Raw genomic sequence first — 10,269 nt, forward strand, 5'->3', positions numbered from 1 at the left:
AAACCTGATACGCAACAAAATTCGCACACATGTAGAATTCTTTGGATCTTTGTTGAATCCATTTCACATTGAAAGTAAACATCCGCTTCATATGCGAGTGTGTTCTCTCACAATCACTTCTTGATTTATATTCAGATTTGAAATCATGGTTTAATAAATTCATATTTCTCAAGTATTTGCCCACTTGAATTTCCCGGCCATTTTCATAGAGAAAATGTAATTTGGCAGTTATTCCCGCTTTAACATCACCCCCCTTTTTCCACAGTTTATTTACCCAATGGTTGATTCTGCTCTCTGTCCCTTCGTATTGAATCACTGCATCTGCTCTATGATCAATGAGAGGGTGAACCTTCAAAATCTTCCATATCGCAGCGTGATTAAGATAGGAATCATATCCCGCGTCTAATTTTGCCGCCTTTAAATCGGGATGCATCAAAACTACTTTTTCAGAGAGAGGAATTGCGTATCCGCCATCATATTCATTTCCATCAGAAAAAATCTCATATAATGGAAAATCCTCAAGGTGGAATATATGCATTTTATACATTCTGCACTCATAATGTGGATTGAATCGGGCATATTTATCATATCTTGACGCTTCAATGGGAGTTGAATCAATCATGCCATTCGCATTGCGAATATTTTTGCATGCGATGGTTCCGTTCAACAGCATTATTTGCTTCAAACCTTCCAGGCAAAGGCGGTTGTAGGCAAAATCATGAACGGTGCTTGCGGCAGGAATGAGAAATCTACCTGATTCTACCTCTTTTAATCCAAGGTAGAGGCAATCATCCTTTGTTAAAGAATTGACCAGACGGCGATAGGAGTGCTTTCGGAATAATTTCACGATCAGAAGTTTGAATAGAACTAGGGGGGAGTATTCCCAACTTCTGCAATGCGCATAACCGAGATATTGATGTAATTTTGATTCGATTTCGGTAAAATCCATTTTGTACAGCAATTCACTAACGGAGATAAATGTATCAACAGTTTGGATAGGATACTGTTCTTTACTGATTTCTTCAACCGAGACCATATTGCCCGGTTTTGAACCTTAAATAGGTGCCGGTCTGCTGGGAATGAAGACAATTGTCGATTTCAATCGAAAGTCACGAAAAATAAAAAATTGGTAAAGGTTATATGGGGTCACCCTTCATTGGACAAACTCGCAGAAGACAAAAAATTACCGGATAAGGGCCTGTTTATCCGGAAACATCGGAAGAAAGGGTTCTGACCGGAGGGGTCGCTGTCAGCCATGGACGGACTGCATCCTTGTCAGGATACCAGTGCGGTACAAACCAGAGCGAGTAGAACCGTGCCGCCGGATACAGATAATACCCATCCTGGTTGTGATCCGTGACATCATACGGATCAGCAAAGATGATGACATCATCCACCACGGTTTCAGTTCCCAGGGTATCATACCCGACTGCCACCATCCAGTGCCCACCCCAGTCTGCCCATGCTACCAGGGTCGGTATTCCCGCTTTGAGATTATCCTGGATCATCGTGAGATTTCCATCTCCATCACCAGTGCTTGAGTGAACGGTCCACCCCTGGTCAGTAAACCACTGTGCCATCTCAACCACCGTGATCCCATAAACGGGAACAGCACCCATCTCCGCTGCCATAGTCATCTCATCACCTTCATACCCATAATAATGGAGATTGTCAAGAGCAGCTACCGCCCCACAGGATATTTCAGTGGTCTGCTGCATCGAAGGGAATTGAATACGTGTCAGATTTCCATCGTTGGTAGTATTTTGTGAGAACGGTGGATACCAGATCGAATCAGGATGATCACCAAGTCCCTGATAAGCCGCTGCACCACCGGTGAGATCCGAGATATTCAGACAAAAAGCCAGGGTGGAAGGGATGATAAGACCAGTACAGACAAGCAGAAGGAGCACCCGGTTCAGATACATGACCAGCCATAGACCATATTACTAATTATGCCTGTCCATTTCAGCACCATTATGTATCTTCCCGCTAACCTCCTCCTTATGTCACTATCTGAGCTCTTGCCGGTTGTATTCATTGTACTTGCGATAATCGGAGCAGGCATTCAGATATCACGGGAACGACCAAAGGCAGGAAACGCTAAGATGACCAAAATTTTCTTAAACTGGGCATTCCTCGTCATCATCGGTATCGGGGGAGTATGGGGATGTTTCGGGCATCTGTTCTTTGCGGACCGGGTTGCACAGAGCATCGGCTGGCCTGCCGGCAACCCGTTTCAGCAGGAAGTGGCGTTTGCAAATCTTGCAATCGGCATGCTTGGACTCCTTGCCCTGAGGATCCCAGGTACATTCCGTATTGCTACCCTTACTGCCTATGCAGTATTTATGATCGGTGACGGAATCGTTCATATATGGCAGATCGTCAGCGCTGGGAACTGGTCAGTCAACAACGCCGGTCTCATCCTCTGGATCGACCTGATCATGCCACTCGTACTCATCGGCCTGTACCTGTTAGGTGAAAAACTGCAGATGCGGGAAGCACAACCATCACTGAGGAGATGACCCTAGAACAGGATGAGCCAGCAGATACAAGGGTGGTGACCTTATGATCTCTTTTAATACCCAGGTTCAGACAGTTCACCGGACAGAAGGATGCTTTTTACCCGGAAACGATAACCCTTATCAATAAAACCGGGAACCATATCCGTTCCTGTCCGGGATTGTATGATCGAGAAATATCGTTCACTCTTATCGTATTGTTCTTTTCCGATACTCACTGACCTGATCTTTTTCCTCGGCCCCTGTATCATGCTTGCAGTCGCCATGAGCGGGAGGGGATTTAATGAGTCGGTCAATGCCGGTACACTCACCGGCTTCTCCTTCCTCTGGCTTGCCATCCTGGTATTAATCTACAAGTATACTCTTGTCGAAGGCCTCGCCCGCTATACCCTCGCAAAGGGAGAGCATATCTTTGATGGAATGCATGGATTTCCAGGGCCTGAAAACTGGGAAGTCTTCTTCATGGTCCTGATCTATGTCCTCGAGATGATCGGATATGGAGGACTTGCCCTGCTCGCCGGCCTGATCCTCCAGCAACTCATACCGTTCACCATATCACGGGAGATCCTGGCAACCATAACTCTTGTCATCATCATCCCGCTCCTTATCAGGAAAAATTTCTCACTTTTTGAAAAGATCGTTCTCTTTTGTGCGGTAGTGATGATAGGAGGGATACTGTACACCTTTTTCGGGATCACCATCCCCTATCAGGCAATTGGTGCAGGACTCATCCCCTCGGCGACCCGCGACCAGGTGACACAGATCATTCCCATCATGGGAACCGTTGGATCAGGTCTGAATTTGCTGCTCTTCTCGATATGGCTCAGGGAAAAGATCGGCCTTCGTCATGGGGCAACGTTTTACGCTGAACAGATCAAAAATGTCAGAATCACCCAGGGTATCGCATTTCTGATCACCGGACTGATGACCCTGGCCTTCTTTTCGATAGGATATTTTTCCCAGGGCGGACAGGATCTCTTTACCGGGGCGATTCAGGGGCTGAATACGCTTCCCTATGGAGCGGCGATCTTCTTCTTCACCGGATATGTTATCCTCTTCGGAGTTCTGCTGACCGGGGCTGACGGAAGGGCACGTGCCATTGCCTCAATTCTCTGTTCCACCAGTGTCACCCGACTCAGCGAAAAGAGCGTATATCAGATTCTGATTATTGGATTCAGCAGCCTGATGCTCATTATTGTCTGGTCAGGCAATCCTAAAACACTGCTCAGTTATACCTCGGCATGTGGAGCGTTTATGTTTGCATTCACCGGAGTAATGCTCCTCTACCTTGATTCACATCTGCCCAGGTATGCACGGGGGTCTCGTCTCTGGTTCATCATCATGACCATCGGGGCGCTGGCATATCTGCTGATGGCACTGTTTCGTGAAGCAGTATTTTTTGACCTCGGTCTTCCACTCGTCCAGAATCTCCTTGGACTACTCATGCTTTTTTACCTGGTTATCAGATCAGGAGTGATCACCCGGGTACAGGAAAGAAATCAGAAACCGGTCGATACGATCATGTGTATTCTGATTTTCTCAATTCTCGGGATATTGGGGGCCCGATCCAGTATCGTGATCGAGACGTTGCCGATCAGTTTCGCAACCCTCATTCCTCTGGTAAGTGCAATGCTCGGCGGTCCGATTGTCGGGATTCTGGTCGGAGTTATTGCCGGGTTGGGGACCTTTAATTCTCCAGGATTTGAGTCACTGCCCTGGTATGTGGCAGTGATGCCACCGGTCTTTGCCGGATGTATCGCGGCATTTTTACCATATCTGCATAAGGGGACGATATCCAGAGGCAACATCCTGATACTCGGGATGATCACCGGTATCGTACAGATCGCATTACTCTGGACCTGTAGACCGGCAGCGTTATCAGGAGATATCGTGGATATCCTGCACCAGATCAGTATTCCTACGGTAGGAACCCTGCTGATAGGTCTGATTGTTATTCTCTATATCATTGATGAAGAGAAGAAGACCCGCAGACCACAGGTCTCTTCAACTTCCACTACCTCGACCTGGCAGATACCTGCAGGGGGATTTTCCAGATATTTCCAGGGAAACCTGAAAGGGATTGAAAAAAAGATTATCATCATAATCATCGGGCTTACCTTCATCAGGCTGATGTTTCTTGCCCCGATCAGCGAGACAGGACTTCCGATTCTGAACCGGATTGCGGTACTGGGTGCTATCCTTTTTCTGCTGACCCGATCGAGGACCTTTCAGGATATTCTCATCAGTGCAACGACCATGACCGAGAAGGTCTGGGTAATCGTGATATTTGGCCTCTTCTCTGCATATGGCCAATTTGCGGTGATAACCGCAGGAGATCAGATGATCCAGTTCCCTGATCTCGGCCCTGCCATTGCCGGTATCCTGGGAGGGCCGATCCTCGGTGCATCTGCAGGAATCGCCGGCGGTCTGTATGCACTGATCACCGCCGGGCCTGAAGGACTGACCAGTGTTATGGTCACTACGCTTTCAGGAACCCTGGCCGGTCTGTGTACGATTTACTGGCGCAGAAACCTCACCTACTTTAGGGTAATCGGTATCGGTGTTCTGGTGGGAACACTCAGATATGTAATACCCCTCCTGTTTGGAGAACAGGCAGGTGCAGACTCCCTGATAATCCTGACACTGGACATTCTGATACCGGTGCTCGGCCTGATCCTCTTCCAGTTCATCATCAGGGAAGAGACCGTGTCGTTCCTCTCGATCTCCAAGACCGGAAACACCGCACTCGACCGGAATTACGAACGAAAGATGGCTATCCTCTCGCAGGATACCATGGCACGCCTGAACAGCCTGTTCACCATCATTTCTGGCAGACTCCTCTCACTCGAGTTCATTATGAGCCAGATCGGCGAGGAAGAGATTGCCCGTAAGGTCAGGGTGATGATACGAACTGATCTGATTGATGATCTCCTCGAAGATTTCAGCCAGTTCTCCACATTGCACCAGGAGGGAAACCGTGATGATCTGCAACTTGCTCTGAAAGCCGGGCAGATCACCAGAAAACTCGACCGTATGATTCATAACGAAGGACTTGATCGGTTTATTCATGCCTCACTGATCAGGCGGGCAGACCGCCTGTATCATGATTACCTCTCCCTGCTTGAAGGGATAGAGCCATCATGCGGCAATGACATGATAGATCTCGCCCCGTTTATCACCGGGATTGTGACCGACATCACCAGGCAGCCTGCAACTGACGAAGAATTCCTGGATGCCTGCGATGATCCCGAACGATACCTGGAACTCATGATCACCAGACTCGCTCATATCTCCCTCTTTGACCAGGTTATGATCACGTATCATCAGGACGGTGAGATATCTCAAGCATCTGTTTCCAGGGAACGGTTTGAGGATGTTATCATCTCTCTGCTCGAAAGCCTCGCTACCGCAGGTGCTCATTCCATCACCATTACCGGAACAAACACAAAAGACGCGGTATTACTCACTCTTGACTGTTCAGGAAGCGGCCCGGTATGGCCCCCCTCGTTTGGAGAGATGGCGGAATATGGAGAAGAGTGTAGAATCAGCAGAGGAGAGATCAGTCATGAAACCGTAGCAGATCACCTGATCATCACCATCAGCCTGACACCCGGGCCAGGTTAGAAATTCACCAGGGTACCCCCTTTTTACCATAAGTTCCTGATACGATCCATCAGTATCGCTAAATAGATACTAAGCAGATCAGGATACTACCATGGGAGTCAAGATGCAGCGTATCGCCGTTGTGACATCAGGAGGTGATGCTCCGGGTATGAACGCCTGTATCAGAGCAATATATCGTGCAGGCAAATTTTACGGTGTTGAGGTGTATGGGATCAGACGCGGATATGCCGGCATGATTGAGGGTGATTTCTACAAAATAGAACGCCATGATGTGGGAAATATCATCCATCAGGGGGGCACTATCCTCGGAACTTCCCGAAGCAGGGAGTTCATGACCCCAGAAGGGAGACAGAAAGCTGCTGATATGTTGCTCGAACATGAGATCGATGGTCTGATCCTGATCGGGGGTGACGGTTCATTCAGGGGAGGTAATCTTCTCTCATGCGAGACCGGGATCCCGATCATCGCCATACCCGGAACCATCGATAATGATATCCCGGGCACTGACTTCTCGATTGGGTTCGATACCGCGGTTAATATTGCCCTGGAGTCGATAGACCGGATCCGTGATACTGCCATATCTCATGGAAGGCTCTTCTTTGTCGAAGTGATGGGACATACCAGTAGTTTCATTGCACTTGAAGCAGGAATAGCCGGAGGCGCTGCACAACTTGTTCTACACGACGGCCATGAAGAGATTGAAGAGCTCTGCAATCAACTGGAGTCGCTCTTCAGGATGGGGAAGCATCACGCTATTGTGGTCATCGCCGAGGGAGATCAACCCGGATGCAGTTTCGGGATCTCAAAGAAAGTATCGCAACGGATACAGATGGAATCAAGAGTCTGTGTTCTTGGACACACCCAGCGGGGGGGAAGCCCGACAGCACGTGACCGGGTACTGGCAGCAAAACTAGGGATTTCTGCGGTAAGTGCCCTTATAGAAGGGCAGAACGGGGTAATGGTTGGGGAACTGATGCGGGAAATTGCCTATCACCCTATCAACGATGTCGTTGGAAAAATCCGTGATCCCGATCCCCGTATCACGGCACTTTCGAAAATTCTCACCGGATACTGAGTAATTCGGATTAATCATGCCTGAAGTCGGACTTTCCATTCTCTACGTAGATGATGAAATACTCCTCCTTGAGATCACCAGCCAGTTCCTCTCCTCACTCGGATTTCAGGTAGATACCTCTGAATCAGGAATCGATGCTCTGAACAAAATAGGATCACACCAGTATGACGCGATTGTATCTGATTATCAGATGCCTGATATGGATGGGATAACCCTGCTTAAGGAGATTCGCAAGGAATACCCAAATCTGCCTTTTATCCTCTTCACCGGAAGGGGACGCGAAGAAGTGGTCATTCAGGCGATCGAGAACGGGGCAGATTTCTACCTCCAGAAAGGGGGATCTCCCCGGCCGCAATATACCGAGCTGGCACATAAGATCAGAACAGCGGTTCACCAGCGACGCGATCAGGCTGCACTGAGGGAAAGCGAGATACGGTTCAATCAGGTCATGGAGAATGCCGGTGAATGGGTCTGGGATATCGATGCGGATGGTATGTACCGGTACTGCAACTCGGCAGTTGAGCGGATACTTGGATATACCCCCGAAGAACTGGTTGGTCTCAAACACTTCTATGACCTGTATGATCCCCGGATGCAGGAAGAACAGACAATACAGGCAATGGAGACAATTCTGGAACGGCGAACCATTCAAGAGCGTATCTTTTATTTTTTTCACAAAAACGGTACCCAGGTCATCCTGCAGTCGAGCGGATCTCCTATCTTTGACACGAACGGAGATTTTCGGGGATTCCGGGGTGTTCACATGGATGTCACCGCAAGCCGGAAGAGCCAGGATCTGATCAAACGGCATGAACAACGACTGGTCAGGGCACAGGAGATCGGAAAAACCGGGAGCTGGGAGTATGACATACAGGTCAATTTACTCTGGGGTTCAGAAGGGGCTCTGAGGATATTCGGGTACTCACGGCCTGCCGGGAGTATCACCATCGAAGAGATCGAGTCCTGTATTATTGAACGTGAGCGAGTACATCAGGCATTGATCGATTTAATTACCACCGGTGCACCCTACAACATCGAATATACCATCAACCCAGCTGATGGAACACCACAAAAGATACTATCCTCAATAGCCAGCCTTGAACCTGATGACCAGGGGAATGTGAAGGTGATCGGGGTTATCGTAGATATCACCGAACGAAAAAAGGCTGAAGATGAGATCAGACGGATGAACGAGGATATATCAGCCGCATATGAAGAACTCGTCTCCAGCGAGGAAGAACTCAGGATAAACTTTGAGAAACTCGCAGAAAGCCAGCAGGCATTACAGGAACGTGATAACCAGAATCAGATGTTGATTAGAAAGATGCCAATCCCGATTGGAGTATCCACTGCATCAGGAAAGATCAGGTTTGTCAATGACCGGTTCACTGAGGTGTTTGGATACCGTCGTGATGACACTCCTACCATTCAGGACTGGGCAGAACATGCGTACCCGGATGAGGCGTACCGGCAGGAAGTGAACAGTACCTGGATGGCAGATGTGGCGAGTGCTGCAGAAGAGAATCGTGAGATTCTTCCCAGAGAGTACCAGGTCACCTGCAAAAACGGTGAGATAAAAACCGTACAAATAACCGGAATTCATATCGGCGAGTATTTAATGACGACATTTCTGGATGTCACAGATCAAAACAGGGCAATTGCTGCTCTCACTGAGAGTGAGGAGAAGTACCAGATCCTCTTTGAACTGGGAAGTGAGGCGATTTTTCTCATCGACAATGAGACCGGTGCGTTACTGGAGTCCAACTCAGAAGCAACCGAAATCTACGGATATACTCATGAAGAACTGATGCAGATGCGTAACGTTGATCTCTCGGCAGAGCCTGACGATACCAACCGGATAACCGCGGAGACTACGACGAAAAGTGTGGTCGTCCCCCTGCGGTTCCACCGGCGAAAAAGCGGGGAAGTATTTCCAGTTGAGATAACCGGACGATTCTTCACCTGGAAAGGGAGATCAGTTCACGTTGCCGCAATCCGGGATATCACGGAGCGGAAAAGGGCTGAGGATGCCCTGCTCCAGGCAAACCGCCAGTTAGGACTGCTATCGACCATCACCAGGCATGATATTCTGAATATGATCACCGTCATCTTCGGATATCTGGATGTGATAGAGGAACAGAACACCGATCCTGAGATTCGGGAATACTGTACCAAACTGGAATCTGCCATCAGGATGGTGCAGGCACAGATAGAATTTACCAGGATCTACCAGAACCTTGGAGCAACAAGACCAATATGGATATCACTGTGTCAGGTGATGCCTGATTCATTTGTCCCGGCATCAATCAGTTTGGTGACTGATCCTGGTGACCTGGAGATATATGCAGATCCGATGCTCGGAAAGGTCTTTTCAAACCTTGTTGATAACACCGTACGATATGGAAAGGGTGCGACTACCATCAGGATAACAACCCAGATATCAGACACAGATCTGATCATCGTGTATGAGGATGACGGAATCGGAATTGCTGAACCTGAGAAGGAGCTGATCTTCGAGCGTGGGTACGGGAAGAATACCGGTCTTGGGCTCTTCCTCGTCCGCGAAATTTTAGCGATTACTGCAATTACTATTGTTGAGACTGGTGTCCAAGGAGCCGGAGCAAGATTTGAACTGACGGTCTCCCAGGGAACTTACCGACATCGGTCGAACTGATCTGATTCTACATGCCGATGGTTTTTTCCTGAAAGTACCATCCAAAGTTGGTGTAACTTTGCATGGCACCAATGTATATATGTGTTCATTTACTTACGATAATATACATGAGAACGAAGATCATCCTTGATGAGAACGAGATCCCGAAAAAATGGTATAATATTCAGGCTGATCTTAAAACTCCCCTTGATCCCCCGATGCATCCCCAGACCAGACAACCGCTTGGACCAGCTGATCTGGAGGCGATCTTTCCGAAAGAACTTATTAGACAGGAGATGTGTCAGGACCGGTACATCGATATTCCAGGAGAAGTCAGAGATATTCTGACGCTCTGGAGGCCAAGCCCACTCTTTCGTGCCCACAATCTTGAACGATTC

6 protein-coding genes and 1 pseudogene are annotated in these 10,269 nt (G+C 48.4%); 5 read left to right on the forward strand and 2 right to left on the reverse strand.

Translation table 11 applies throughout. The features are described 5' to 3' along the window. Window positions 1–1,036, reverse strand: a 1,036-nt coding sequence (locus LUQ50_RS01100; protein WP_300034893.1) for a transposase, incomplete at its 3' end; no start/stop codon positions are given. Between the two features lie 166 nt (window positions 1,037–1,202). After that, complete coding sequence (locus LUQ50_RS01105; RefSeq protein WP_300034897.1) at window positions 1,203–1,925, reverse strand: C39 family peptidase; 723 nt, start codon at window positions 1,923–1,925, stop codon at window positions 1,203–1,205. Between the two features lie 27 nt (window positions 1,926–1,952). On the opposite strand from LUQ50_RS01105, the gene LUQ50_RS01110 reads away from it, so the two are divergent. The 5 genes and pseudogenes from LUQ50_RS01110 to LUQ50_RS01130 form a co-directional block, all read left to right on the forward strand. Continuing rightward, entirely contained in the window at window positions 1,953–2,522 is a 570-nt protein-coding gene (locus tag LUQ50_RS01110) for a DUF6790 family protein (protein ID WP_300034900.1), read from the forward strand. 162 nt (window positions 2,523–2,684) lie between these two features. Continuing rightward, window positions 2,685–6,143 (forward strand): LytS/YhcK type 5TM receptor domain-containing protein, encoded by a 3,459-nt coding sequence (locus LUQ50_RS01115; protein WP_300034903.1) that lies wholly within the window; start codon window positions 2,685–2,687, stop codon window positions 6,141–6,143. 91 nt (window positions 6,144–6,234) lie between these two features. After that, a complete protein-coding gene (gene pfkA, locus LUQ50_RS01120) occupies window positions 6,235–7,218 on the forward strand; it encodes a 6-phosphofructokinase (protein WP_300034906.1) in 984 nt (327 codons plus the stop codon). 16 nt (window positions 7,219–7,234) lie between these two features. Then, window positions 7,235–9,892, forward strand: coding sequence for a PAS domain S-box protein (locus LUQ50_RS01125; protein ID WP_300034909.1), 2,658 nt, complete (start codon window positions 7,235–7,237; stop codon window positions 9,890–9,892). Window positions 9,893–9,999: 107 nt separating this feature from the next. After that, a pseudogene (locus LUQ50_RS01130) lies at window positions 10,000–10,269 on the forward strand (TrpB-like pyridoxal-phosphate dependent enzyme); the annotation flags it as partial.

It is taken from the genome of Methanospirillum sp. (assembly GCF_028679455.1).
In the GTDB taxonomy this organism is placed as follows: Archaea; Halobacteriota; Methanomicrobia; order Methanomicrobiales; family Methanospirillaceae; genus Methanospirillum.

Coding starts and splice junctions, on each gene's coding strand:
- LUQ50_RS01105 (WP_300034897.1), bottom strand. CDS start 1,925: ATGTATCTGAACCGGGTGCTCCTTCTGCTTGTCTGTACTGGTCTTATC.
- LUQ50_RS01110 (WP_300034900.1), top strand. CDS start 1,953: ATGCCTGTCCATTTCAGCACCATTATGTATCTTCCCGCTAACCTCCTC.
- LUQ50_RS01115 (WP_300034903.1), top strand. CDS start 2,685: ATGATCGAGAAATATCGTTCACTCTTATCGTATTGTTCTTTTCCGATA.
- pfkA (WP_300034906.1), top strand. CDS start 6,235: ATGGGAGTCAAGATGCAGCGTATCGCCGTTGTGACATCAGGAGGTGAT.
- LUQ50_RS01125 (WP_300034909.1), top strand. CDS start 7,235: ATGCCTGAAGTCGGACTTTCCATTCTCTACGTAGATGATGAAATACTC.